This window comes from Mesorhizobium sp. BE184, assembly GCF_031457045.1.
In the GTDB taxonomy this organism is placed as follows: domain Bacteria; phylum Pseudomonadota; class Alphaproteobacteria; order Rhizobiales; family Rhizobiaceae; genus Mesorhizobium.
This window is the reverse complement of the sequence record NZ_JAVDVU010000004.1, coordinates 237,565-261,396: the sequence shown is the minus strand read 5'-3', so window position 1 is coordinate 261,396 and position 23,832 is coordinate 237,565. Positions and strand designations below refer to the sequence as shown.

General features: G+C 62.8%; 29 protein-coding genes and 1 other RNA gene. 5 read left to right on the top strand and 25 right to left on the bottom strand.

Annotation, left to right across the window (positions count from 1 at the left end; all coding sequences use genetic code 11):
- Positions 1-42: 42 nt before the first annotated feature.
- The 4 genes from ilvN to J2X35_RS19265 are packed head-to-tail and all read right to left on the bottom strand — an operon-like array spanning position 43 to position 3,143.
- Positions 43-615 carry an acetolactate synthase small subunit gene (ilvN, locus tag J2X35_RS19280; protein ID WP_056110369.1) on the bottom strand — a complete coding sequence of 191 codons (573 nt, stop codon included), beginning with the start codon at positions 613-615 and terminating at the stop codon, positions 43-45.
- A 23-nt stretch (positions 616-638) separates the two neighbouring features.
- A complete protein-coding gene (locus tag J2X35_RS19275) occupies positions 639-1,034 on the bottom strand; it encodes a type II toxin-antitoxin system VapC family toxin (protein ID WP_310189166.1) in 396 nt (131 codons plus the stop codon).
- On the bottom strand, positions 1,018-1,302 hold the full coding sequence (locus J2X35_RS19270) for an AbrB/MazE/SpoVT family DNA-binding domain-containing protein (RefSeq protein ID WP_056110373.1): 285 nt from the start codon (positions 1,300-1,302) through the stop codon (positions 1,018-1,020). Before J2X35_RS19270 ends, J2X35_RS19275 begins: the two co-directional genes overlap by 17 nt.
- A 59-nt stretch (positions 1,303-1,361) precedes the next feature.
- Positions 1,362-3,143, bottom strand: a complete 1,782-nt coding sequence (locus J2X35_RS19265) for an acetolactate synthase 3 large subunit (RefSeq protein ID WP_082542407.1) — start codon at positions 3,141-3,143, stop codon at positions 1,362-1,364.
- Positions 3,144-3,563: 420 nt separating this feature from the next.
- Here J2X35_RS19265 and J2X35_RS19260 point away from each other — a divergent pair, with 420 nt between their 5' ends.
- Positions 3,564-5,390 carry an ATP-binding protein gene (locus J2X35_RS19260; RefSeq protein ID WP_310189163.1) on the top strand — a complete coding sequence of 609 codons (1,827 nt, stop codon included), beginning with the start codon at positions 3,564-3,566 and terminating at the stop codon, positions 5,388-5,390.
- A 71-nt stretch (positions 5,391-5,461) separates the two neighbouring features.
- Here J2X35_RS19260 and J2X35_RS19255 read toward each other — a convergent pair whose 3' ends face one another.
- The 4 genes from J2X35_RS19255 to miaA all read right to left on the bottom strand — a co-directional run bounded on the left by J2X35_RS19255 (position 5,462) and on the right by miaA (position 8,029).
- Positions 5,462-5,773 (bottom strand): HigA family addiction module antitoxin, encoded by a 312-nt coding sequence (locus J2X35_RS19255; RefSeq protein WP_310189161.1) that lies wholly within the window; start codon positions 5,771-5,773, stop codon positions 5,462-5,464.
- 50 nt (positions 5,774-5,823) lie between these two features.
- On the bottom strand, positions 5,824-6,105 hold the full coding sequence (locus J2X35_RS19250; RefSeq protein WP_310189160.1) for a type II toxin-antitoxin system RelE/ParE family toxin: 282 nt from the start codon (positions 6,103-6,105) through the stop codon (positions 5,824-5,826).
- A gap of 73 nt (positions 6,106-6,178) precedes the next feature.
- Complete coding sequence (locus tag J2X35_RS19245; protein ID WP_056115654.1) at positions 6,179-6,970, bottom strand: GGDEF domain-containing protein; 792 nt, start codon at positions 6,968-6,970, stop codon at positions 6,179-6,181.
- A 126-nt stretch (positions 6,971-7,096) separates the two neighbouring features.
- Complete coding sequence (gene miaA, locus J2X35_RS19240; RefSeq protein ID WP_405023246.1) at positions 7,097-8,029, bottom strand: tRNA (adenosine(37)-N6)-dimethylallyltransferase MiaA; 933 nt, start codon at positions 8,027-8,029, stop codon at positions 7,097-7,099.
- Between miaA and serB the strand changes: the two genes are divergently transcribed.
- Both serB and J2X35_RS19230 read left to right on the top strand, forming a co-directional pair.
- Positions 8,028-8,915: a phosphoserine phosphatase SerB gene (gene serB / locus J2X35_RS19235; protein WP_310189158.1), complete on the top strand. Its 888-nt coding sequence runs from the start codon at positions 8,028-8,030 to the stop codon at positions 8,913-8,915. The two genes, miaA and serB, sit on opposite strands and share 2 nt — an antisense overlap.
- On the top strand, positions 8,912-9,484 hold the full coding sequence (locus tag J2X35_RS19230) for a GNAT family N-acetyltransferase (RefSeq protein WP_310189155.1): 573 nt from the start codon (positions 8,912-8,914) through the stop codon (positions 9,482-9,484). The genes serB and J2X35_RS19230 overlap by 4 nt, the downstream gene beginning before the upstream one ends.
- An 80-nt stretch (positions 9,485-9,564) precedes the next feature.
- Here J2X35_RS19230 and J2X35_RS19225 read toward each other — a convergent pair whose 3' ends face one another.
- The 6 genes from J2X35_RS19225 to J2X35_RS19200 form a co-directional block, all read right to left on the bottom strand.
- A complete protein-coding gene (locus J2X35_RS19225) occupies positions 9,565-11,139 on the bottom strand; it encodes a DegQ family serine endoprotease (protein WP_310189151.1) in 1,575 nt (524 codons plus the stop codon).
- Positions 11,140-11,291: 152 nt separating this feature from the next.
- Positions 11,292-11,477 (bottom strand): DUF2065 domain-containing protein, encoded by a 186-nt coding sequence (locus J2X35_RS19220; protein WP_056110382.1) that lies wholly within the window; start codon positions 11,475-11,477, stop codon positions 11,292-11,294.
- A gap of 5 nt (positions 11,478-11,482) precedes the next feature.
- Positions 11,483-12,436, bottom strand: a complete 954-nt coding sequence (gene hflC, locus J2X35_RS19215) for a protease modulator HflC (protein WP_056110385.1) — start codon at positions 12,434-12,436, stop codon at positions 11,483-11,485.
- Positions 12,436-13,548, bottom strand: a complete 1,113-nt coding sequence (gene hflK, locus J2X35_RS19210; protein WP_056110387.1) for an FtsH protease activity modulator HflK — start codon at positions 13,546-13,548, stop codon at positions 12,436-12,438. The genes hflC and hflK overlap by 1 nt, the downstream gene beginning before the upstream one ends.
- A gap of 206 nt (positions 13,549-13,754) precedes the next feature.
- Entirely contained in the window at positions 13,755-14,261 is a 507-nt protein-coding gene (locus J2X35_RS19205; RefSeq protein ID WP_310189150.1) for a dihydrofolate reductase, read from the bottom strand.
- Positions 14,258-15,292 (bottom strand): DUF4424 domain-containing protein, encoded by a 1,035-nt coding sequence (locus tag J2X35_RS19200; RefSeq protein ID WP_310189148.1) that lies wholly within the window; start codon positions 15,290-15,292, stop codon positions 14,258-14,260. Before J2X35_RS19200 ends, J2X35_RS19205 begins: the two co-directional genes overlap by 4 nt.
- Positions 15,293-15,414: 122 nt before the next feature.
- Here J2X35_RS19200 and cobF point away from each other — a divergent pair, with 122 nt between their 5' ends.
- Positions 15,415-16,185: a precorrin-6A synthase (deacetylating) gene (cobF, locus tag J2X35_RS19195; RefSeq protein WP_310189386.1), complete on the top strand. Its 771-nt coding sequence runs from the start codon at positions 15,415-15,417 to the stop codon at positions 16,183-16,185.
- Positions 16,186-16,239: 54 nt separating this feature from the next.
- Here cobF and J2X35_RS19190 read toward each other — a convergent pair whose 3' ends face one another.
- The 11 genes from J2X35_RS19190 to J2X35_RS19140 form a co-directional block, all read right to left on the bottom strand.
- Positions 16,240-16,653, bottom strand: coding sequence for a type II toxin-antitoxin system VapC family toxin (locus J2X35_RS19190; protein ID WP_056110390.1), 414 nt, complete (start codon positions 16,651-16,653; stop codon positions 16,240-16,242).
- Complete coding sequence (locus J2X35_RS19185) at positions 16,650-16,895, bottom strand: type II toxin-antitoxin system VapB family antitoxin (protein WP_056110393.1); 246 nt, start codon at positions 16,893-16,895, stop codon at positions 16,650-16,652. The genes J2X35_RS19190 and J2X35_RS19185 overlap by 4 nt, the downstream gene beginning before the upstream one ends.
- Before the next feature lie 97 nt (positions 16,896-16,992).
- The gene (locus J2X35_RS19180; protein WP_056110395.1) at positions 16,993-17,334 is read right to left on the bottom strand and encodes a winged helix-turn-helix domain-containing protein; all 342 of its coding nucleotides are present in this window, start codon (positions 17,332-17,334) and stop codon (positions 16,993-16,995) included.
- A gap of 82 nt (positions 17,335-17,416) precedes the next feature.
- Entirely contained in the window at positions 17,417-18,532 is a 1,116-nt protein-coding gene (modC, locus tag J2X35_RS19175) for a molybdenum ABC transporter ATP-binding protein (protein WP_310189141.1), read from the bottom strand.
- Entirely contained in the window at positions 18,529-19,233 is a 705-nt protein-coding gene (modB, locus tag J2X35_RS19170; RefSeq protein WP_310189139.1) for a molybdate ABC transporter permease subunit, read from the bottom strand. Before modB ends, modC begins: the two co-directional genes overlap by 4 nt.
- Before the next feature lie 32 nt (positions 19,234-19,265).
- Positions 19,266-20,075: a molybdate ABC transporter substrate-binding protein gene (gene modA / locus J2X35_RS19165; RefSeq protein WP_310189138.1), complete on the bottom strand. Its 810-nt coding sequence runs from the start codon at positions 20,073-20,075 to the stop codon at positions 19,266-19,268.
- 208 nt (positions 20,076-20,283) lie between these two features.
- Positions 20,284-21,015: an MIP/aquaporin family protein gene (locus J2X35_RS19160; RefSeq protein ID WP_310189135.1), complete on the bottom strand. Its 732-nt coding sequence runs from the start codon at positions 21,013-21,015 to the stop codon at positions 20,284-20,286.
- A gap of 5 nt (positions 21,016-21,020) precedes the next feature.
- A complete protein-coding gene (locus J2X35_RS19155; RefSeq protein WP_056110403.1) occupies positions 21,021-21,530 on the bottom strand; it encodes an arsenate reductase ArsC in 510 nt (169 codons plus the stop codon).
- Positions 21,531-21,538: 8 nt separating this feature from the next.
- On the bottom strand, positions 21,539-21,871 hold the full coding sequence (locus tag J2X35_RS19150) for a helix-turn-helix transcriptional regulator (protein ID WP_056110405.1): 333 nt from the start codon (positions 21,869-21,871) through the stop codon (positions 21,539-21,541).
- A 115-nt stretch (positions 21,872-21,986) separates the two neighbouring features.
- Entirely contained in the window at positions 21,987-22,781 is a 795-nt protein-coding gene (locus J2X35_RS19145) for a thymidylate synthase (protein WP_310189131.1), read from the bottom strand.
- Between the two features lie 182 nt (positions 22,782-22,963).
- Entirely contained in the window at positions 22,964-23,272 is a 309-nt protein-coding gene (locus J2X35_RS19140) for a DUF2853 family protein (protein ID WP_056110407.1), read from the bottom strand.
- A gap of 166 nt (positions 23,273-23,438) precedes the next feature.
- Here J2X35_RS19140 and ssrA point away from each other — a divergent pair.
- Positions 23,439-23,797: a transfer-messenger RNA gene (gene ssrA / locus J2X35_RS19135) on the top strand.
- The last annotated feature ends 35 nt before the right edge of the window (positions 23,798-23,832 follow it).

Here is a 23,832-nt window from a genome sequence, read left to right as displayed (position 1 = left end):
CGCTCAGTCTGACGGAGCTTTGTCGTTCTATTCAAGGAACGGCTACATCCCCTGCGCGCCCCGGTTCATCGCCGCCACGCCGGTGCGGCAGATTTCCGCCAGCCCCAGCGGCCGCATGATGGCGATGAACTGATCGATCTTCGAGGTCTTGCCGGTGATCTCGAAGATGAAATGTTCTGTGTTGGCGTCGATCACGCTGGCGCGGAACGCATCGGCCAGCCGCAGCGCCTCCACGCGTGCGTCCCCCGTACCGGCCACCTTGACCAGCGCCAGCTCGCGCTCCATCGGGCGCTCCTGCCCCAGTTCCCTCGCACGGACGGTCAGGTCGACCACGCGGTGCACCGGCACGATGCGCTCGAGCTGGTGCTTGATCTGCTCCAGCACGTGCGGCGTGCCCCGCGTCACGATGGTGATGCGCGACTGGTGTTTCTCGTGTTCCGTCTCCGAGACGGTCAGGCTCTCGATGTTGTAGCCGCGGCCCGAAAACAGGCCGATGACTCGCGCCAACACGCCGGGCTCGTTGTCGACCAGCACGGACAGCGTGTGGTTTTCCGGCTTCTCGGTCTCCTTGGCGATGAAGTAGGCGGAGCCGGTCGGTTGAAGGTGGGGGTTCATGAAGGAAGCTTTCTGCGCTGCTGTTAAGGCGTAACGATTGGAACCGAACCGGCGATCTTCTTGGCGCGGCGTTTTAAACCTCTGTCGAAACTTGCGAGGCCTTCGCAGCCATCGGAAGCTCGAAGATGCATGGCGTCGGCGAAATCGAGACCCGCCCGGTGCGAGGAAATCACATCTGCAATATTACGACGGTTCGAAAACCCGATGTTGGCGCTGGCTACCAGGGTCGCGAAGGTTCGGTTGATATGCCCCTTGTCCAGCTTCATGACGCTGCGAAGCAACCATTCCGTCTCCAGAAGCACGGTGTCGGGGATAAAGACTTCCTTTTCACTCAAAAGCATGCGGGATCGTCGCGCCTGATCGGAACCGTCATCGATCAAAGCCCTCGCGAGGACATTCGTGTCAACGGCGAGTGGCATCGAACCTCCGTGCCGCCTCGGCAAGCATTGCCCGATCAATCTCTTCGTCGGTCGGGAAAGGTCTGTCGATCCGCACGACATGCTTCAGGAATTCGCCCGCAGGCACCTTGGGATACCTGGTGTCGAAATCCTCTATCGGCTGAACGAAAAAACCGCGCCCTTGCGGAACGAACTCGACCTCGGTGCCGTCGGCAATGCCCAGGCCGTCTCGAATCTGCTTCGGGATGACGACCTGCCCTTTGCTCGACACTCTTGCCCGCACATTCATCACACACTCTCCCGGTAAAACTTAGTAAGAATATACGCCTTACCGTGTCTTACTTCAACTCAAACCAGTTCCCTGCCCTTGGCGTCGATGGCGTTGGCGACGGCTTCGTCAGTGGCCTCGTCCGGCAGCAGCATCTCGTTGTGCGCCTTGCCCGACGGGATCATGGGGAAGCAGTTCGCCAGCGACGCCACCCGGCAGTCGAACAGCACCGGCTTCCTGACGTCGATCATCTCGCGGATCGCGTCGTCCAGTTCGTCCGGTTTGTCGCAGCGAATGCCGTGTCCACCATAGGCTTCCGCCAGCTTGACGAAATCAGGCATCGCTTCGGTGTAGGAATGCGACAGCCGGTTGCCATGCAGCAATTGCTGCCACTGGCGCACCATGCCCATATACTGGTTGTTGAGGATGAAGATCTTGATCGGCGCCTCGTACTGCACCGCGGTCGACATCTCCTGCATCGTCATCTGCACCGACGCATCGCCGGCAATGTCGATGACCAGCGCGTCCCGGTGCGCAATCTGCACGCCGAGAGCCGCCGGCAGACCGTAGCCCATCGTGCCGAGGCCGCCGGAGGTCATCCAGCGGTTCGGCTTTTCGAAGTGGAAATGCTGCGCCGCCCACATCTGGTGCTGGCCGACCTCGGTGGTGATGTAGGTGTCGCGGTCTTTCGTCAGCTCGTAGAGCCGATGGATGGCGTATTGCGGCATGATGACGTCGGGGTTCGTCTTGTAGGCCAGCGAATCCCGCGCCTGCCACTTGGCGATCTGCTCCCACCACGGGTAGAGCGCTTTCTTGTCCGCCTTCGCCGTGGCGCGCCACAGCCGCACCAGATCCTCAAGCACCCGCCCGACATCGCCGATGATGCCGATCTCCGTCGGCACGTTCTTGTTGATCGAGGACGGGTCGACGTCGATGTGGATGATCTTGGAGTTCGGCGAAAACGCATTCAGACGGCCGGTGATGCGGTCGTCGAAGCGGGCGCCGACGCACAGCATCACGTCGCAGTCGTGCATCGCCATGTTGGCTTCGTAGGTGCCATGCATCCCGAGCATGCCCAGCCAGTTCTTGCCGCTGGCCGGATAGGCGCCAAGCCCCATCAGCGTCGAGGTGATCGGAAAGCCGGTCAGATCGACCAGTTCACGCAGCAGATGGCTGGCTTCCGGGCCGGAATTGATGACGCCGCCGCCCGAATAGATGATCGGCTTCTTTGCCGTCGCCATCAGCGCGACCGCGGCCTTTATCTTCTCGAGGTCGCCCTGCAGCTTCGGCTGATAGCTGGTGCGCGGCGCGGTCTGTGGCGGCACGTAGGTGCCCTTGGCAAACTGGACATCCTTGGGAATGTCGACGACCACCGGCCCCGGCCGCCCGGTCGTGGCGACATGAAAGGCCTCGTGGATCGTCGCCGCCAGTTGGTTGACGTCCTTGACCAGCCAGTTGTGCTTGGTGCAGGGCCGCGTGATGCCGACCGTATCGCATTCCTGGAAGGCATCCGTGCCGATCAGCATCGTCGGCGCCTGGCCGGTGATGCAGACCAGCGGAATCGAATCCGACAGCGCGTCCTGCAGCGGCGTCACCATGTTCGTCGCGCCGGGACCGGACGTGACGAGAACGACGCCCGCCTTGCCGGTGGACCGCGCATAGCCTTCGGCCGCATGGCCGGCGCCCTGTTCGTGCCGCACCAGGATGTGTTCGATCTTGTCCTGCTGGAAAAGCTCGTCATAGATCGGCAGCACCGCGCCGCCCGGATAGCCGAAGAGGTGCTGGACGCCATTGTCGATCAGCGCCTGCACCACCATCTCGGCGCCGCTCATCTCACGCCGCTCGTTCTTCTCACTGCTCATCGGTCTGCCCCGTATATCCTTGCCCGTTCCGGGCTTTTGCTCGCCCCTTGGGCTTTTTGGTCGCATTGTCTGTTTCAGGCAATAAAAAAGGCCCCCGGAGGGAGCCTGTGTGTCGCGCATGGGGGGATTTCGCCCGGCGGTTACACCGCCTTGCCCACGCGCGTTCCTACTACGAGAATGGATGCCGTTTTCATGGGTGCGGACAATAAGGGCGAAACGAACCGTCCGTCAATGGCTCCCAAAGATTTCATCCGGCCAAGACCTCATGGACAGCGCCAAACGTCGATTCACCGCGCCATGGACCAGCAGATGCGTGCAATTTGCGGTCGTATCTTAAGGATGGCTACACCATGCGGCCTCACGGGAGTTTAACCGCGCTCGCGTAGGGTGCGATCCTAGGGAATCGGGACAGAAGCAGAAATGTTTGTCGAACGCGAAGCTTCCGCCGGCGAAGCAACATCGCAGGAACGCCGCGACGCCGCCCAGAATGACAAGCGCATTCTGGGCAATGTCGTGCAGTGCGATGGCGCGCGTGCCACGATAAGCGCTTTCGCCGACGATGCCGAGGGCACCGTCACCGCCCACTGGACCGTCGGCAAGATGATCTCGATCAATCTCGGGGCCACCCGCACCGTCGGCCTCGTCTATGCCATCGGCAAATCGCAGCGCATGTGGAACACCGACAGCCAGAACCCGATCGAAGTCGAGGTGGAACTGATCGGCGAAGTCCGTGACGGCGAAGAGCCGGGCTCCAAGCCTGTGTTCGACCGCGGCATCACCAACTATCCGCATATCGGCGCCATCGCTCACCGCATCCGCAGCCGCGACTTGCGGGCCGTCTACGATCTGGCCGGACGCCGCTCCATCAAGATCGGCTCGCTGTCACAGGATGAGGAAATCGAGGCGAATATCGCCATCGACGACACGCTCGCCCGCCACTTCGCCGTTGTCGGCACCACGGGCGTCGGCAAATCCACTGCCGTCTCTCTGCTCTTGCGCAAGGCCATCGCCGCGCGGCCCGACCTGCGCGTTCTGATCCTCGACCCGCACAACGAATTCGCCGCCTCGCTGCCGGAATATTGCGTCAGGATCGATAGCGCCTCGCTCGACCTGCCGTTCTGGATGTTCAAGCTGGAAGAATTCGCGGAAGTGCTTTTTCGCGGGCGTGAGACCGTGCCGGAAGAAGTCGACCTGCTGCGCGAACTCATTCCCCTGGCCAAGAACCTCTACAAGAACCCGGCCAGCGGAGCCTATCTGCGCCGCGGCGTCGATAACACGACCTCCGATACCCCCGTTCCCTACCGCATCGCCGACCTCATCAAGCAGGTGGACGAGCGCATGGGCCTGCTGGAAAGCAAGAACGACCGGCCGGCGCTCAAATCGCTTCGTGCGCGCATCGAATCCGCCGCCGCCGACCCGCGCTACCGTTTCATGTTCAATTCCCGGCTGATCGAGGACACCCTCCACCAGACGATCGGCAATATTTTCCGCGTGCCGCATCACGGTCGTCCGGTCACCTGCTTCGAAATGGCGGGCATGCCTTCCGAAGTGGTGAATTCGGTCTGTTCGGTATTGGCCCGGCTGGCATTCGACCTGGCGCTCTGGAGTGAGGGCAAGCTGCAGCTTCTGCTGCTTTGCGAGGAAGCCCATCGCTATATGCCTGCCGATTCCCGGCTCGGCTTCGCGCCTACCCGTCACGCTCTGTCCCGCATCGCCAAGGAAGGCCGCAAATACGGCTGCTATCTCGGCGTTGTTACGCAGCGCCCCGGCGAGCTTGATCCGACCATCCTGTCGCAGTGCTCGACCTTCTTCGCCATGCGCCTTTCCAACGAGCAGGACCAGGCGATCATCCGTTCGGCCATCGCCGATTCCTCAGCCTCGACCCTGTCGTTCCTGTCGTCGATGGGCCAGCGCGAGGCCATTGCCTTCGGCGAAGGCGTCGCCACCACCATGCGGCTGAAATTCGAGAAGCTGGATCAGAAATTCATTCCCGGCACGGCAAAGCGAGCCGAGACCGTGGCGGATGACAGCCAGGAGCTCGACCTCCCCGGCATTGTCGACCGGCTGCGCAACGTGCAGAAGCCGCAGTCCATTGCGGCACTGGCCGAGAGCATCGATCCCGGCCGCCAGGCAGGCGATCCCGACTATCGCAAGCCGGCGGCGCCCCGGCTTCATAGCGACGACGATTTCGATATGCGCTACGGCCTCAAGCCCGCGACCTTCGGCCTGCGCTCGCAGAACGATTGATGCAAACGCAAGGCCACGCGGCAAGTGCAGGCTGCGTGGAGGTTGAGCCTGCGTTGACGCGCACAGGGTCCTTAGGCCGCCGACCGCGCCTCTGCAAAATTCTCGATCGCGTCGATATCTGCCCTCTTCGCCGCCGCTTCAGCCGCCAGATCGAAAGCTGTCTGCATGTTCATCCAGAACTGTGGCGTGGTGTCGAAGAATTTCGCGAGGCGAAGCGCCGTATCCGGGGTGATAGGTGTCTGTTCTGCGGCCAGCCGCTCAATGCGCGTGCGTGGCACATGCAGCTTCTTTGCCAGCGTGTACGGTTTAAGGCCGAGTGGGATGAGATACTCCTCTCGAAGTATTTCGCCAGGGTGGAAGGGGGTTAGAGTGAAGATGGACATTCTTTAAAACCTCGAAGGGTACAGGCCAGAGGCCCATTCAGGGGAATCGTTCAGTGGTAGTCTGTGATTTCCACATCCTCTGCGTTTCCATCGACCCAACGAAAGCAGATACGAAACTGGTCGTTGATGCGGATGGCATATTGGCCCGCGCGATCCTTGGATAGCGCGTGGAGCTTGTTGCCCGGCGGCGACATTAAGTCTTTCAGCTCGACCGCCTGCTCAAGCATGAACAATTTTCTCTGAGCGGCCCTGACCAGATCGGAAGGAAAGCCTTTCGGAGCCCTGCCTGCGGCTACGGATTCCCCGATTCTGTCCTTGTAGGATCTGATCATTAACGTATCATAGAGAGATACGTCACACCTGTCCAGATACAAGTATCATAGCATGATACCTCCGCAACCCGCCTCAGGCGCACACGCGGTTGCGGCCCTGCCGCTTGGCCTCGTAGAGCTGCCGGTCGGCGCGCCGATAGAAATCCTCGGCCGTTTCCGCGCTGTCCCACACAGCAAGACCAACGCTGGTGGTGATCTTCAGCCGCACATTGCCGGAAAGCACCGACATATTGGCGATGGCCTTGCGGATGCGTTCGGCGAACTTGGCCAGAAGGTCGGCGTCCATGTTGGGCGTGACCACCGCGAACTCCTCGCCGCCCAGCCGCGCCACCACGTCATGGTAACGGGTCATGTCCTTGAGGCAGTTCGCGACAGCCTTGAGAACCTGGTCGCCCACGTCGTGTCCATGGGTATCGTTGACCTGCTTGAAATGGTCGAGGTCGAGGATCATCAGGCCGACCGGTTTGCCGATGCGCCGGAATTCCTCGATATATTCCTTCAAGGCGTCGTCGAAATAGCGCCTGTTCTGCATGCCCGTGAGGCTGTCGGTCAGCGCCGCCTGCTCCATCGTTTCGGAGCGCGCGCTGAGCGTTTCGGTCATGGCGCGCAACTTGCCTTCCTCCTTCGCCTGCCTGCGGATCAGCGGATAGATGAAGAACATGCCGAAAAACAGCGCTGTCGCCAGAAGCACGCCGGTCGCCAGCACCAGCTTGGTCAGATGCTCGACATTGTCCGGCGTGAAAAAGCCCTGATCTTCGCCTGCGGCGGTGTGCAGATAGTCGTAAGCATGCAGCATCACCAGGCCCGCGGCCAGGATCACGAAGATGAAGACGAAGAAGGCCGACTCGGCCTGATGGAAGCGCATCGGTTGCCTGCTGCTCATACCGCTCTCTATATGCCAGCAAGGAGCTTACGTGCAGTTAATTCCAACAACCTGAGCGAGCAAATAACCGAAGGGTAAACGGTGTATTGGCGTTGCCGGAGCTTTGCATCAAAGTTTCGGCATCCGCGGATCGTTTGAACATTTTTGCCATTCCGCTCCGAACTGGTTTCGGAACCACGTCGTCTGCCGTTTGGAATATTGCCGCGTTGCGATCTTGGCCTTTTCCGCGGCCTCTTCGAGGGTGATTTCACCGGCCACGGCGGCTTGCAGTTCCGGAACGCCGATGGCCTTCATCGCCGGAAGCGCCGGGTCGAGATCGAGTGCCGCCAACTGCTTCACCTCTTCCATTGCCCCGAGATCGATCATGCGGTCGAAACGCCTGTCGATACGCGCAATCAGCTCGCTCCGTTCCGTGTCGACCAGCAGGAAACGCGCGCTGTCACGGTCTATCAAGGGCTTGCCACGCGCCGCCTGCCAGTCGAGCATGGAACGGCCCGAAGCGTCGAGAACCTCGAGCGCCCGCACGATCCGCTGCCCGTCGCTTCGCTTGAGCCGCGCCGCCATGGCGGCGTCCCGCGACGCCAGCCGCTCATGCAATTCGGGCGCGCCACGCTCCTTCAATTCGCGCCGCCAGCGCTCGCGCACAGCAACGGGTATCTCCGGCATTTCGGAAATCCCTTCCGCCAGGGCGCGGAAGTATAGCCCGGTCCCGCCCACGAAAATCGGCCGCGCGCCGGCGAAAATCCCGTCTTCGAGCAGCCGCACGACATCGCGCAGCCAGGCTCCGGTCGAATAAAGCGACGAGGGATGGACATGCCCGTAAAGATAGTGTGGCGCGCGCGCCAGTTCGGCTTGTGTTGGCCGGGCCGTGAGGACGTTGAGGATCGAGTAGCCCTGCATGGAATCGGTGTTGACGATGACACCGCCGAGCCGCTCGGCGAGACCGAGCGCCAATGCCGACTTGCCGCTGGCGGTCGGCCCGGCTATCAGGATCGCGTCCTTCACGCGGCCTTCGGTCGCCTCTTGTGCGGAAGTCTCCATGCCTCTCATTGCCACGCTTGTCTGCCATCCAGCCGCCGGCATTCTTTCGCCCGCCCTTGCGAATACGGCGTCGAGGTCGGTGAAGGCAAGCGCGCTCCGCTGGCTGGCCGATGACATCGCCTGTGACCTGCATCTTCAGGAAGACGCGGAAGCAGAAAAGGCGACCGCGGAACTGCGCGCCGCGCTTGCCGGCCAGCCGGTCGACGTCATCGTCCAGGAAGCGGAAAACCGCCGCAAGAAAATCCTCATCGCCGACATGGACTCCACCATGATCGACCAGGAATGCATCGACGAACTGGCGGACGAAGTCGGCCTCAAGGATCACGTCGCCGCCATCACCGCGCGCGCCATGAACGGCGAAATCGCTTTCGAGCCCGCGCTCCGGGAGCGCGTCGCGCTGCTGAAGAATCTGGATCTCGCCGTCATCGACAAGATCATCGCCAATCGCCTTACGCTCGCGTCCGGCGCCCGGACGCTGGTGCAGACGATGCGCGCCGACGGCGCCTGGGCCATTCTGGTTTCCGGCGGCTTCGACATCTTCACCAACCGCATCGCCGCCATGCTGGGCTTCCATGAGAACCGCGCCAATCGTCTGATCGAAGCCGATGGCCGGCTGGACGGCACGGTGGCCGAGCCGATCCTCGGCCGCGCCGCCAAGGCCGAGGCGCTGCTGGAGATATCCGCCCGGCTGGGACTGACGCCGGCCGACGCCATCGCTGTCGGCGACGGGGCCAACGATCTCGACATGATCCGGCTGGCCGGTACCGGCGTCGCACTTCACGCCAAACCGTCCGTCGCCGCGCAGGCCCGCGTCCGCATCGATCATTCAGACCTGACCGCCCTGCTCTACCTGCAAGGCTATTCCCGTAAGGATTTCGTCCGTTGACGCCGATCAACACGCAAAGGTTGATCTTGCGCAATTGGCGCGAAGCCGACCGCGACCTCTTCCATCGCATCAATTCCGACGACCGGGTGATGGCGTTCTTTCCGTTCCGCCGCAACCGCGCCGAGGCCGACGCGAAGCTGGACGAACTCCGCGCCGCCATCGAGCGCGACGGCTTCGGCTGGACAGCCGTGGAAATCGCCACGACCGGCCAATGCATCGGCTTTGTCGGCTTGAACCGCGCCGGCCACCTGCCGAACCTGTCGGACGATGCCGTCGAGATCGGCTGGCGCCTGGCGCCGGAATTCTGGGGCCACGGCTACGTCACCGAGGCGGCATCGGCCTGGCTGGACTTCGGCTTCGAAACCTTGAAACTCGATGAGATCGTGTCTTTCGCGGTGGCGGACAATCACCGCTCCACCGCAGTCATGCAGCGCCTCGGCATGAAGCGCGACCCCGCCGCCGACTTCGATCATCCCGACGTGCCCGGGAGCCATCCGCATCTGCGCCGGCATGTCTTCTACCGGCTGTCGCGAAAGGATTGGCTGCAAGCAAAAAGGGCGGCACTCTAGCCGCCCTTTTTTATTCTAAATCAAAAACCTGAGAGCATTTCCAGATTCAGTTTATCTGGATCAGCGCGCTCTCGACCGGCCTAGTCCATACGGATCGTCACGAACCGCAGCTCGCCCGTCTTCGACGCCAGCATCAGCAGCGCGTTCTTGCGGCCCTGCTCTTTCAGCGCGCCGATGCGATCCATCACGTCCTTCGGGCTGGCGACTGATTCCTGCGCGATCTCGGTGATGACCTCGCCTGCCTGGATGCCACGCTCGGCGGCGGCGGAGTCCTTGGCGACCTCGGTGACGACCACGCCCGACACGTCGGCCGCGATGCCGAACTTCGAGCGCGTCTCGTCGTTGAGTTCACCGATGCTCATGCCGAGGACGGAAGCCGTCGCGACTTCGCCGCCATTGCCTTCGTCATCGCTCTGCTCATCGCCACTGCCTTCCTCGTTGCCGGCAAGCTTTTCGCCATCTTCGAGCCGCCCGAGCGTCACCTTGACGGTCTGCTCGACGCCCTTGCGCACGATGACCACGTCAACGGCCTTGCCCACCGGGCTCTCGGCGACGGCGCGCGGCAGGTCGCGCATCTCTTCGACGTCCTTGCCATCGAACTTGATGATGACGTCGCCCGGCTGGACCGTCCCGTTATCGACAGGGCCGCCCTTGATGATGCCGGCCACGAGCGCGCCTTTGGACGTCTTCATGCCGAGGCTTTCGGCGATGTCGTCGGTCACCGGCTGGATACGCACGCCGAGCCAGCCACGGCGGGTCTCGCCGAACTCGCGCAACTGGTCGACCACACCGGCCGCAAGCTGGGCGGGGATGGAGAAACCGATGCCGATCGAGCCGCCCGACGGCGAAATGATCGCCGTGTTGATGCCGATCACCTCGCCATACATGTTGAACAGCGGGCCGCCGGAATTGCCGCGGTTGATGGCGGCGTCGGTCTGGATGAAATCGTCGTAGGGCCCGGAATTGATATCGCGGTTGCGGGCCGAGATGATGCCGACGGTCACAGTGCCGCCGAGACCGAACGGATTGCCGATCGCCATCACCCAGTCGCCGATGCGCATCTTGTTGGAATCGCCGAACTTGACCGCGGTCAGCTTGTGCTTCTTGGCATCGACCTTGAGCACGGCGATGTCGGTCTTGGTGTCGGTGCCGACCAGTTCCGCCTTCAGCGTCACCCCGTCGGAGAAATTCACTTCGATGTCGTCGGCGTCGGCAATGACGTGGTTGTTGGTCACGACGATGCCCTGCTCGGCGTCGACGACGAAGCCGGAGCCGAGCGACTGCACCTTCTGCGAGCCGCCGCCGCCATCCTTGTCGCCGCCGCGGTCCTTGAAGAAATCGTCGAAGAAATCCTGGAAGGGCGAGCCTTCCGGCAACTGCGGCATCGGCACCGCGCCAGGGCCTTCCGTGCCCTTGACCGTCTGCGAGGTGGAAATGTTGACCACGGCGCCGAGCAGTCCGTCGGCGAGATCGGCCACCGAAGCCGGGCCGGCGGCAAGCGGCTGGGCCGAATTGGCGCGCGGCGTCGCCACCGGGGCAGACGGGGCCGGCGCGGTCTGGGCGAACGACTGGCTGGCGAAGGCGCCCGCCAGAAGCGCCGCCGCCGCGACGGTGACCGTCTTGCGCGTCGCACGCAGGAATATTTGGGGTGTCATCAACAGGCCTCCCGGCTTTTCAGGAAAAGGGCGTCGCGGTCTGGGTCGTGGACCAGATGACGCGTCGGGTCATGTTGGCAAGAAATACGGCACGTTTGCGGCTGTGCCTACAGGCTGCGGGATAAATCATCCGTTATCCGGGCAGGAAGATTTTATCCGCGAACCAGCCACACGATAAAGACACCGGCGGCAACTGCTACCAGCCCGGCGATGCGAAGCGCGTTTTCGGGCAAGGTCAGCACTTCCGTCGCCATCTTTTTGGCAAGTGCGGGAAAGCCGCCATAGACGACGCCCTCGATGACGAGGACGAGGCCGATGGCGGCCAGAAAGTCGTGCACCGGGCCTATTGCCCGGCGCCAGGCTGCGGCGCGGTTGATGCGGGCGCGGATGCTCTCGGGCCTGATGCGGCGGGAGCGTCCGAACCAGCCGGATCGCGGAAGAACCGGAAGAATTCCGAGTTCGGCGAAAGCAGCATGGTGGTGCCGGTGTTGTCCAGCGCAGTGCCATAGGCATTCATCGAACGATAGAAATCGAAGAATGCCGGATCGCGCTGGTAGGCGTTGGCGAAGGTGGAGCTTCGCTGGGCGTCGCCCTCGCCGCGAAGGATTTCCGATTCCTTCTGCGCTTCGGCGACGATTTCGACCACCTCGCGGTCGGCCCGCGCCTTGATGCGCTGCGCCGCCTCGCGGCCGCGCGCCCGCAGCCGTTCGGCTTCCGCCAGACGTTCGGCCTTCATGCGGTCGAATGTCTGCTGCGACACTTCCTGGGTGAGGTCGGTACGGCGGATACGCACGTCGTCGATCTCCAGGCCGAGCGATGTCGCGTCCGGGCGCAACTGGTCTCGCACTTCGCGCATCATGTCGGCGCGCTCTTCCGAAAGCGCCGCCTCGAAGCCGCGAAGACCGTAGACCCGGCGCAGCGCCGCATCGAGACGTGTCCGCAACCGCTGCTCGGCGAGGTCGATGCTGCCGGAGACGGCAGCGCGGAACACGCGCGGATCGGAAATGCGATAGGCGAGGAAGGCATCGACTTCATAGAACTTGCCGCCCGAAACCTGGACGCGGATGTTGTCCAGTTCGAAACGCAGCAGCCGCTTTTCGATCAGCTGCACATTGTCGGCCTCGAACAGCGAGAACGGCGCCTTGAAGTAGATGCCGGGCTCGGTCTTCACTTCGACGATTTCACCGAAGCGCAGGATGATCGCCTGCTGGCGGGCGTTGACCACGAACACCGACGAGTAGATCAGGAACAGGATCACCGCGATGGCGACCACGATGAGGGGAAGACGGTTCGCCATCACTGGTTTCCTCCCGTGGCCGCGGGGGCCTTCGGCTGCAGGGCGGGCAACGGCAGGTAGGGCAGTACGCCCTGGCCGCTGCTTTCGTCCATGATGATCTTGTTGGAATCCTTCAGCAGTCGCTCCATCGTTTCCAGATAAAGACGCTTGCGCGTGACCTCGGGAGCCTTGGCGTATTCGTCATAGACCGAGATGAAGCGTTGCGCCTCGCCTTCGGCCTCCTGCATGACGCGGTTCTTGTAGGCTGCCGCCTCTTCGCGGACCTGCGCCGCCTGGCCCCGCGCGGCGCCGAGCTTCTGGTTCGAGTACTGGTTGGATTCCTCCACGAACCGGTCCTCGTCCTGTTCGGCGCGCTGTACCTCGTCGAAGGCGTCCGCCACTTCGCGCGGCGGCGCGGCGTCTTCGATGGAAATGGCGTTGACCGTCAGGCCCGACTTGTAGCCGTCGAGCGTCGACTGGATGATCTGCCGCACGGATTCGGCAATCCCTTGCCGGTCATCGCGGAAGATGTCCTGCGCCGGACGCCGGCCCACCGCCTCGCGCATGGCGCTTTCCGCCACCTTGCTCAGCATTCCGTCGGGATCGGAAACGTCGAAGAGATAGGCGCGCGGGTCGGCAACCTGGTAGGCGACCGAAAACTGCACATTGACGATATTCTGATCGCCCGACAGCATCAGGCCCGACTGTCCGCCCGCGTTGGAGCCGTCGCCGATGCGGACAAGCTGCTCCGAAATCTTCGCGGTCTCGACCGTTTCGATCGGCCACCAATGGAAATGCAGGCCGGGCTCTGAAAGCTCCGGCTTCGGCTTGCCGAACCGCAGTTCGACGGCCACTTCGTCAGGCTGCACGGTATAGACGGCCTTGAATGCCCAAAGGCCGAGCAGCACCAGCACGATCAGGCCAATCATGGCGGGGCTGATGCCGCCACCGCCCGGCAAAGCCTGGCGCAACCTGTCCTGGCCGCGCCTGATGATGTCCTCAAGATCGGGAGGCGAACCTTGCGGGCCGCTCGGGCCTCGCGGTCCCTGCCCCCACGGGCCTTGATTGTTGCCGCCGCCACCGCCGCCGCCCCACGGGCCGCCGCCTCCGCCGCTTTTATCGTTCCAGGGCATGAATGTCCTTTCGCTTGCGTTCCCTCATACGCCGCGATGCAGCGCAATTGCCTAGGTTCTTCTATAGGGACGAGCCGGCGCGCTTTCAACGCGTCGCAGCCTCGAGTGGACCGTTTGCAGGCAATGAACCGCCGGATTCGGCGCGACCCTTTGTCTTGGCAGCCCATTTTACCGTTTCGGACGGACGATCCGTCCCTCGCAGCGTTCTACCGGCGGCGCTCATAAACCATGTAGCGGGTAGCGTGACTGTCCTTCTCGCCGGCTGGAATATCGGCGGCCGAGACAATCTGCCATTCATCGGGGTCGATGCGCGGGAAGGACGCATCGCCTTCGACCGAGGCCAGCACATGGGTGACATGAAGCCGGTCGGTCAGCGGCAATGCCTGCGCATAGATTTCGGCCCCACCGATCACGCAGACCTCGTCGGCCTCGGCCATCGGACCGGTCCGCGCCACCTTGATCGCCTCGTCGAGCGAATGCGCGATGTCCGCCCCCTCGGCGGCGAAATCCTTCTGCCGGGTGATCACGATGTTCTGCCTTCCGGGCAGCGGCCGGCGCGGAAAGCTCTCCCACGTCTTGCGGCCCATGACGATCGGCTTGCCCATCGTCTGTTCCTTGAACCGCTTCATGTCGGTCGACAGCCGCCACGGCAGCCCGTTGTCGCGTCCTATCACCCCGTTTTCGGCAATGGCGACGTAGATGGCGATCTTCATTGACCGCCGCTCCCGTTATCCGCATCGATCGGATTGAGGATCAATATGTCGATGTCGCGGTCTGGGTAGAATTCGTCCGCCGTCATCTCGAACGTCGTCGGCCCGACCTTGCGCACATTGGTGCCGCAGAAGGACACCAGGTTCTTCGGATTGCCCTTGTCGATGGTCAGCTTGAACTTGCCGATATTGCCGAGCGCCCAGTTGCCGCCGCTGGTCAACACATATTCGATCCGGCTTTCCCACATGTTGGCATAGCCGCCCTCGTTCATCCTGGCGGTCTTGCGCACCGCCGCCTCGAACGTCTTGTCGATGCAGTAGCGGCTCTTGTAGGCGTCATAGGAGCCCTGGAACTTGCCATCGTAGAAGAAACTCAGGCTGGAAGTCGCGCCGACACTCGGCTTGTAGCGGTGCGAAACCCGCACCGGCTTCTTCGCCGGGAACGTCGCCCGCCACCAATAGGCGGATTGCAGCCGCCAATACGGCACGCGCACCTTCTTCATGCCGCTGCCGTCATCGGATTCGTCGATGACGATGATGCCGCGCCCGACCCACTCGTCGGCGACGGTGTCGGGGAGCTTTGCCAAAGCCTCTCTGGCCTTGTCGCCGAAGGGAAAGAGCGGAACGTTCTGCGTCGCGAGGTCCGCCGTCACATCGATGCCGGCGGCATAAGCCTTCTGCTCGAGTTCCGGCTTCACCGCGGCGCCGTCGATGCTCACCTCGAAACCGAGGAAATTGTCGTCCTGGGCGGCAGGCATGTCCGGCATCTCATACGGGCTGCCCTCGATATCCGGCATCGGAAACGCGACGATCGATTGCACATCCTGGTCGGAATTGTTGCGGAAGACATAGTCGACCGTCACTTTTTCCGGCGAGATGAACAGATCCTCGCTTTCCATCGCCACCGCGTCGGTGCGCGACAGCACCAGCCCGCCGGTGCCGAGCTCGGCGACGGAATCGTTGGCCAGCGCCGGCGTGGCGGCGACAGCCAAAACGGCCAACATCGGACGAGCGGCGAGCATGGCGCGAAACATCATACGATTCCCTCTGGCGAATATGCCGCCCGAGCGTACTTGTTTCGATCAAGACAGGAAAGCGTTTGCCCGCTCTGATCGCGGCTCTGGACAGCACCACCGCCTTGGGGCAGGACTTCGCCATGCGAAATATCCTCGTCATTGGCATCGGCGCCGGCAATCTCGAGCACATGACGGTCCAGGCCATCAACGGCCTGAACCGCGCCGACGTGCTGTTCATTCCCGACAAGGGCGCCAGGAAGAACGATCTGGCCGAACTGCGCCGCGAGATCTGCGACCGCTTCGTCACCAATCCGGATTCGCGCCGCGTCGAGTTCGACGTACCGGTGCGCGCCGAGCCTGCCCCCTCCTACGAAGCGACCGTGGACGACTGGCATGAGGCCATTGCCGGCATCTACGAAGCCTTGATCCGCGACGAGCTTGGCGAGGACGGCTGCGGCGCGTTCCTCATCTGGGGCGACCCGTCGCTTTACGACAGCGCCCTGCGCATCCTTGAGCGCGTGCGGCAGCGCGGAAATGTCGCCTTTGAGCTGGAGGTGATCCCGGGCATCACCGCTATCCAAGCGCTGGCCGCAAGCCATGCCATTGCGCTCAACCGCATCGGCGATCCCATCCACATCACAACCGGCCGCCGGCTGGCCGAGCAGGGCTTGCCCGACAATGCCGGCAGCACCATCGTCATGCTCGACGGCAAATGCGCGTTCCAGACCGTCGCCGACAAGGAAACGACCATCTACTGGGGCGCGTATCTCGGTACCCCGGATGAGATCGTCGTTTCAGGAACGCTGGCGGAGGTCGGCGACGTCATCGCGAAAACCCGCGAGGACGCCCGCCGCCGCAAGGGCTGGATCATGGATACGTATTTGTTGAGGAAGCCCGCGGACGAAGGATAAACGCTGCTGACCCCAAATCCGGAGAACGCCGTCAGGGAAGCCGAGCTGCGCCGTTCAGAACTCCCACGGAGAGATGAGCTCTAGGCCGCTCTCGCCGAAATCACGCAAATTGCGCGTCGCCAACCGGCCGCCATTGACCCGGGCAATCGCGGCAATCATGCCATCGGGCGCCGACATGCCTCGGCCCTTGCGAACTGCGGCTCCCATGATCTCGCCATAGGCTAGGGCAGCTTCTTCGGTCAGGCCGAATATCCGGTCGGCAAACCGGCGACGCCAGTCTGAAAGTCCCTGCTCCAGCCGCTCGGCGCGCTGATCGGGCCTTATCTTGTGGATGCCGAATGCGATCTCCGCGATCGTCACGGTAGACAGCGCAAGCTCTGCATCATGGCGCACCAGCCAGGCAATAACCGCCTCGTCTGGCGCTTTCTTCAAACTTTCAGAAACGACGTTGGTGTCCAGGAAAATCAAAGGTCGGGTCCACTGTGGGCCTGACGGCTTTCCTGAATGATCGTCTCGAGATCAATATCGCTGCCGTTGTTCGTCAGGCGCGCATAGAAGGTCGAGGCTGGTTCGCGGCCTGCTTCACGAATTTCGTAAGATTCAAGCGCTCGTTCGACCACGTCCGCGATCGAACGGTTTTCACGTCGCGCCAATCGATGCGCAAGATCGCGCGCCTTGGCGCTACGGACTGATAGTTGCGGTTCGGCCATGATCCAATTCCTTTCGAGAAATATAGCCGCTCGTCTATCTGCCATCAAGATGGCTATGGACGGCTAAGCATCAGAAAGGATCTAAACGTCGCTACCCTCACCCCGCATCGATCTCCGCCTGCAGCGCCTGCATATGCGCCGTCGCGGCCGAGGCCGCCGCACGCTCGATGGCGCGGAAACGGCTGACCACCGCCAGTCCCACCGCTGTGAGCTGCGCGCCGCCACCCTTGCGGCCGCCTGTCTGCGCCGCAACCAGCGGCTTGCCGAACACCCGGTTCATGTCCTCCACCAGGTCCCAGGCGTGCTTGTAGGACATGTCCATGCCGCGGGCCGCAGCGGAGATCGAGCCGAAGGCGGCGATGTTTTCCAGCAGTTCGATCTTGCCGGGTCCGATACGTCCCTCGGGATCGAGATTGATGCGCAGACTGAGCGAAGGCATGTCGTTCTCCCACTCTGCGCATTCATGTCACGCAGGCTTCGCCTTGAAAAGCGCTATTCCCGAATGACATAACGAAATGCACCTAGGCGTGCGCTTCCGGCAGGGGCAAACCGACCGCCATGTTTGCGCGGTCGAAGCTCACCGTCTTCACCACCGCGAATACCGCCATCCCCTTTTCAAGCGCCAGCGCCTGGCGCGACTGCTCGGTGATGCGGGCAAGCACCGCCACGCCGTTGCAATCGATGCGCACATCGACGCCCGACCCGCCGTCCGGAACCAGCGAAGCAACGCGCCCCGGCAGGATGTTCAGGGCGCTTAGGCCGCGCGGCCGCTCGGTCGCGATCATTACATCACGCGCGCGGATGCGCAGACGCACCGGCGCGCCGGCGGGCATGTCGAGCCGCGGCACGCGGATCTCGCCTGCGGGAGAGCCCAGCACGGTCATGCCGAAGGTCTCGTCATGGCCGGCCACGACCGTTTCGAGCACAGCCCCACCCTCGCCGCGCTCCCCTGCCGGTAACAGGTCGAGCCGCTGCATGATCTCCGATGTCGGCCCAGCCGCGACGACCTTGCCCTCCGACAGCATCACCACGTCGCTGGCCAGCCGCGCCACCTCGGCCAGCGCATGGCTGACATAGACGATCGGAATGCCGGCCTCGTCGCGCAGCCGCTCGATGTAGGGCAGGATCTCGGCCTTGCGGCTATCATCGAGCGAGGCGAGCGGCTCGTCCATCAAAAGCAGTCGCGGACTGGCCAGAAGCGCTCGCCCGATCGCCACGCGCTGCTTTTCCCCGCCGGAAAGGCCGGACGGCCGGCGCTCCAGCAAGGGCCTTATGCCGAGCAGGTCGACGACCGTGTCGAAATCGGCGTAGCGCTGCGCGGCCGGCGTGAACCAGCGTCCATAGCGCAGATTGCCGGCCACGCTCATATGCGGGAACAGCCGCGCGTCCTGGAAAACCATGCCGATGCGCCGCTCGTGCCGCGGCACGAAAATGCCTTTGTCCGTGTCGACCAGCACGCGCCCGTCCACCGCCACGCGCCCGCGCTGTGGCCGCATCAACCCCGCAACCACATTGATGAGCGAGGACTTGCCAGATCCCGACGGGCCGAACAGCGCCGTCAGCCGCCCGGCGCTGTTGAAACGGGCCTCGAGTGCGAAGCCACCAAGACTGTGGCCGATATCGATCTCGACGCTCATGCCGTTTCCAGCCGCCGTCCGACACGCCGCGCCAGCACCTCTGAAGCGATGAGGGCCGCCATCGAGATGATAACGCTGATCAGCGTCAGCCGAAGCGCGCCCGCGTCGCCGCCCGGCACCTGGGTGAAAGTGTAGATCGCCGAAGGCAGCGTCTGCGTCTCGCCCGGAATGTTGGATACGAAGGTTATCGTCGCGCCGAACTCACCCATTGCCTTGGCGAAGGAAAGGATGGCGCCGGCGATGATGCCGGGGAGCATCAGCGGCAATGTCACCGAGCCGAACACCCAGAGCGGGCTCGCTCCCAGCGTACCGGCGGCCGCCTCCAGCTTGCGGTCGACGCTTTCAATGGAAAGCCGGATAGCGCGCACCATCAACGGAAAGCCCATGATGGCGCAGGCGAGCGCAGCGCCCGTCCAGCGAAAGGAAAAGACGATGCCAAAATGCTCGGCCAGGAAGGCGCCCGCCGGCCCTCGTTTGCCGAAGCTCAACAGCAACAGATAGCCGGTTACGACCGGCGGCAGGATCAGCGGCAGATGCACGAGGCCGTTGAGCAGCGTCTTGCCCCAAAACCGCCCCCGCGCCAGCAGCATCGCAATCAAGATGCCCGGCGGAAGGCTGAACAGCATCGCCACCATTGCCACCTTGATCGACAGGCGGACCGCATTCCATTCGTCCGGAGTGAGGTCCGTAAGCCAGTTCATGTGCGCCGTAATGCCCCTCTTGCAGGCGGACCTTACTGCGCCCCCGGCAGCACCGTGAAGCCCTGTTCTTCATAAAGCGGCTTCGCGGTGTCGGACTCGGCGCATTTCAGCCAGGCCGACGTTTCCGCGTCCTTGGCATCGGCCGTCTCGGCAACCGGATAGACGATGGGAGGATGCGATCCTTCCGGGAATGTGCCGATGACCCGGACGCCGGGTTCGGCGTGCGCGTCGGTCTGGTAGACGATGCCGAGCGCCGCCTCGCCGGTCGAAACCAGCTTGAGCGCGGCCCGCACATTCTCGGCCTGCGCCACCTTGCCCTCGACGGATGACCAGACGCCAAGCGATTCGAGGGCCGCCTTGCCGTATTTGCCGGCGGGCACAGCTTTCACGTCGCCCATGGCAAGCTTGCCGTCGCCGAGCAGACCTGCAAGGTCGAAACCCTTTTCCAGCTTGGCTTCGGTCGTCGAATCCCTGGCCGTCGATGCCGGGGCGATCAGCACGATGGCGTTGCCGAGCAGCAGCCTCTCGGTGTCTGGCTTGGTCAACTTCTTGGCGGAGAGATATTTCATCCAGTCGAGGTCCGCCGACATGAACACATCGGCCGGCGCACCGCTCTCGATCTGCTTGGCCAGCGCCGATGACGCCGCGTAGGAAATGGTGGCCGCTTCGCCGACTTCCGCCGCGCAGGCCTTGTTCACCGCATCGAGCGCGTCCTTGAGGCTGGCGGCGGCAAACACCGTGACCTTGCTGTCGTCGGCCTTCGCCGCCGATGACAGCGCCAGCGCTGCAGCCAATAGTCCCGCACCCGCAAGTGCCTGGATCCCGAAACCTCTGCAATCCATGAAAATCCCCCCCTTGCGAGGCCCGCTCACAGCTAAGCCGAAATACGATATATCCAGATGAATATAACAATGGAAGGGGATTCTGGACAAAATAGCCGCCATGGCCATTCAACATGGTCGTACCACGTCTCCTCGATAGCGTTTATGAAACATAGCGAACCGAACTTGATCCGGGAGAACCAGCATGAACAGCCGGCCTATGCCTTCATCAAGGCGTCCGACGTGATGATCGGGGTGGATTGATCGCAGCGGCGCCCTCTCCGACAGGCGCCTCAACGGCGATTGCATCTGACGTTAACAGGTTGGCCGCGGCCATGGCGAGCAGCGCACCTGCAAATTGCGCGGCCACGAACGCCGGAATGTCCAGGGGGCGAATGCCCGCGAATGTGTCGGAAAGCGCACGCGCCAGCGTCACGGCGGGATTGGCGAAGGATGTGGAGGCCGTGAACCAGTAGGCGGCGACGATATAAAGTCCCACCAGCCAGGCAATCACATCGATGCGGTAGCGCTGCGCGGCGAGGATGGTGAAAACCAGACCGAAACTGGCGACAGCTTCGGATATCCATTGGCTCATGCCCGTGCGCGCGGTGGCGGAATACTGCAGCACCGGCAGCTCGAACATCAGATGGGCGACAAGTGTTCCGGCAATCGCGCCGGCGATCTGGCATACGCTGTAGACAAGCGCGACGCCGCCCGGCATCCGCCGGTGCAACGCCGTCACCAACGTAACCGCGGGATTGAAATGGGCGCCTGATATCGGACCGAGGACCGTTATCAGCACGACCAGGATAGCGCCTGTCGGCAGCGTGTTGCACAGCAGCGCCAGCGCCCTGTCGTCGGTCAGGCGGTCGGCCATGATGCCGGAGCCGACGACCGCGGCGACGAGCATGGCCGTACCGAGCGCTTCGGCCGCGAGACGCCGATGCAACTCCGGGGCCACGGTCCTCAGCCGGCCTTGGGCAGGTCTTGACCGATCTCGTCCAACCGGCGTTTCAGACCGAGCTTGTCGATCGTCTGCATCGGCAGGCTGGCGAAGACCGAGATGCGGTTGTTCAGCATTCGATACGCCTCGGCGAAGGCCAGATGCCTTTCGGCATCGGTTCCTTCGGCCGCTGCCGGATCGGGCACGCCCCAATGCGCGGTCATCGGCTGCCCGGGCCAGACCGGGCAGGATTCACCGGCTGCGTCGTCGCAGACGGTGAAGACGAAATCCATTTCCGGGGCGCCGGGGACGGCGAACTCGTCCCAGGCTTTCGAGCGCGCGAAGGCGGTGTCGTAGCCAAGGCTTTCCAGAAGACGAAGGGAGAACGGATGAACCGTTCCTTTCGGATGCGATCCGGCCGAGAAGGCGCGGAAGCGCCCGTCGCCGACCTTGTTCAGGATAGCTTCGGCAAGGATCGACCGCGCCGAATTGCCTGTGCAAAGGAACAGGACATTGTAGATTTTCTGGTTCATCGAAACCTCTAGCAATCGCAGGCGACGGCGTTGATGACGGGTCGGCAGAGTTCAGGCGATCCGTTGCAGCAATCTTCCATCAGGAAGGCCAGCAGGTCACGGAAGCCCGTCATGTCCGCCCTGTATCGTATGGTTCTGCCATCGCGTTCGGAGCGGATCAGGCCGGCATGGACAAGGATTTTCAAATGGGCGGAGGTCGTGTTCTGGACAGCGCCGAGACGGTCGGCGATTTCGCCGGCGGCAACGCCGGAAGGCCCGGCCTTCACCAGCAGGCGAAAGACATCCAGCCTCGTCTCCTGACCAAGCGCGGCCAAAGCTCCGGTAGCGGTCTTTCTATCCATATATCCAAAATCCTAGATACAACGATCCTTGGATAGCGTAAGCAGGGAGAATTGTAAATCCGCTGCGCGATAAAATTTCTGGAACGGGAAGCCTGAAACCGAACGCCAGGCGCGGTCAGACCGCGATCGGCGCCTTGATCGTGGCGTCTGCGACATAGTTGTCGAGGCGGAAATCCTCGAAGCGGAAGGCGAACAGGTCCTTCACCCCGGGGTTGATCCACATCGTCGGCAGCGTCTTCGGCGTGCGCTTCAATTGTTCGCGCGCCTGCTCGAAATGGTTCGAATAGAGGTGCGCATCGCCCAGCGTGTGGACGAAATCGCCGGGCTTCAAACCTGTCACCTGCGCCACCATCATGGTCAGCAGCGCATAGGAAGCGATGTTGAACGGAACGCCGAGGAAAATATCGGCGGAGCGCTGGTAGAGCTGGCACGAAAGCCGCCCGTCGGCCACATAGAACTGGAACAGGCAGTGACAGGGCGGCAGCGCCATCGCCTCCACTTCCGCCGGATTCCACGCCGAGACGATTAGTCGGCGCGATTGAGGATTGCGCTTTATCTCTTTGAGAAGATTCGCGATCTGGTCGATCGTACCGCCATTGCCATCGGGCCATGAGCGCCACTGCTTGCCGTAGACCGGGCCGAGGTCGCCATTCTCGTCGGCCCATTCGTCCCAGATGGTGACGCCATTGTCGCGCAGATATTTGACGTTTGTGTCCCCGGCCAGGAACCACAGCAGTTCGTGGATGATCGACTTCAGATGCAGCTTCTTGGTCGTCGTGACCGGAAAACCGCGCGAGAGGTCGAAGCGCATCTGATAGCCGAACACCGAGCGCGTGCCCGTGCCGGTGCGGTCGCCACGGTCCGCGCCGTAGTCCAGCACATGCTGGAGAAGATCGAGATATTGGCGCATCGCATTCGCCCTGATTCGCTGCTGCCCCATCATAGCGGAGGCGCAGCCGGCCCGACACCGGAAAGCAAGGCCGCCGAGGGTTGCGCCCGCTATCCCCAGCAGCGTGACAAGCGGGCACAGCGGAACAACGGCAAAAGCCGGCGCGGGTTGCGCCGGCTTGATCCGACGAGCGGCAATAACTCCTAGAGCGAGCCGAGTTTGCCGAGTTCCTTGGCGACGAGATAGTAGAAGGTCACGCGGCCCTTCGAACTGTCGGCCGCCATCGCCTTCGCCACCTTGGCCACCGCGGCCTCCGCCTTGGCTGCATCGACGCCCAGCTTCTTTACGCCCCAATTGTCGCGGACGCGGTCGAGTTCCTTCTGGTCGGTTGCCGAAACCAGCGAGGAGTCGCGGTTGCGGAGCGCGATACCGAGATGCTTCACGATCTTATCGACGGTCGCGGCATCGGCGGCGGCATCGTACTTCTTCACGTCTGCGAGATAATCGGCCATTTCATTCCCCTCTCGGAGTCATCGTTCAGTCGGCGCAATCCGGCCTTGGGGCCGCGCGCTGGATCGGAATCTCCTCACCAAGTGGACATTCCAAGCATCGCAAATGCAAGTCAACCCTGCGTGGCACATGCGCCGGGAGGCCCCACGGTTTTGAAGAGATTTTTACAGCCTTTTATTTTCCCGCGCCGGCCCCTATATTCGGCGGGTCGGCTTGACCGACTATGGCGATAAATGGGCGATGTAATAAGCCGTTCGGACCCGGGGGCGGTACCCGGCGCCTCCACCAAAAACCGCTGCTGGTGTCAGCGGCTTTTGCTGGGGGCGAAATAGGATCGACGAAGGTGTAAAGATCGTACTTTTGCCCGGCATTGTACCACCGTTATCGGGCTAAACTTGTAGTTGCAAACGACAACTATGCTGAGGCACGTCTCGCTGCTTAATGCGGCGCGATAGTCTCGAATCAAGTCCTAGGGGTTAGCACTTCTAGGCGGGGTCCGGAGGCACCTGGCAACAGAAGCCTCCACTTCCTTTTCGGCCTTCACGGGCTTGTTCGGCGTCAT